Here is a 1,342-nt window from a genome sequence, read left to right as displayed (position 1 = left end):
ACAAAGAATTCCACCTCGCAACAATCGTCAAGCGTTCATATCAAAACAGATGTATTAGATTTATATCTTGATCTTAAAGGCGGTAATGTTATTTCGGCAAAAATGCCTCAGCATAAAGTTAGCTTAGGCTCAGAAGAAGCACTGGCGCTGTTGGAAAGTGGTAATGGTAGACATTACGTTGTTGAAAGTGGTCTATTTGGAAAAAATGGATATGATTCCTCTAAAAACGGCCCAGCTCCTATTTACTCATCATCATCTTCTTCATACGAGTTACAAGAAGGACAAGATAGCCTTTCAATAGACCTTAATTTTGAAAGTGATGATGGTGTATCAATTACTAAGCGTTATGAATTCAAGCGCAATGATTATCTGATTAATGTCAGCTATATCATTAATAACAAGACTAATGATAACTGGCAGGCAAACCTGTCTGGAAAGATTGTAAGAGATCGTTCCTCTGACCCATCGAGCCAAAATAGTATGGGTATGCAGTCATTTTTGGGAATGGCGCTTTCAAGCGCTGAAAAACCTTACGAGAAATATGACTTTGAAGACATGCTTGACTCCCCTATCAATGAACAAATTCATGGTGGTTGGGTTGCATTTATTCAGCATTACTTCCTAAGTGCCTGGATCCCAGATAATGGCGTTACTCATNCTTATCAAACACGCGTGAAAGGCGGTCGATATTTGATGGGCTTTATTAGCCCTGCAATCGAAGTCGCTCCAGGAGAAACCAAGACGACATCTGCACAGTTATATATTGGTCCAAAGATTATGGAGCGTTTGGAAGCTATTGCACCAAACCTTGATTTAACCGTAGATTTTGGTTGGTTATTCTGGGTAGCAACGCCACTATTCCTATTGCTTGATTTCTTCTATGGCATTGTATTGAACTGGGGTTTTGCAATTATTCTAGTGACTGTTTGTGTTAAGGCTTTGTTCTTCAAGTTGTCGGCTGCAAGTTATCGTTCTATGGCGAATATGCGTCGGGTAGCACCTAAGCTACAAGCTTTAAAAGAACAGTATGGCGATGATCGTCAGAAGATGTCTCAAGGAATGATGGAGCTCTATAAGAAAGAGAAAATTAATCCTCTTGGTGGTTGTCTGCCTATTCTTGTTCAGATGCCTGTATTTATCGCTTTATACTGGGTTTTGATGGAGAGTGTTCAATTACGCCATGCTCCATTTATGTTCTGGATTCACGATCTATCGGTAATGGATCCTTACTTCATTCTGCCGATTCTGATGGGTGCAAGTATGGCTATCCAAATGCAGCTAAATCCATCTCCGCCTGATCCAATGCAAGCTAAGATCATGAAGATTATGCCTGTTGTAATGA

Annotated in this window: 1 protein-coding gene; it reads left to right on the top strand. The window is 40.1% G+C overall.

Features of this window, described 5'->3' with window-relative positions:
• A partial coding sequence (gene yidC / locus A3729_RS20455) for a membrane protein insertase YidC (protein WP_068634223.1) occupies positions 1–1,342 on the top strand: 1,342 nt, incomplete at both ends.

This window comes from Oleiphilus sp. HI0043, assembly GCF_001634935.1.
Note: the sequence above shows the minus strand (reverse complement) of the source record. Positions and strands in the feature narration are given on the sequence as shown.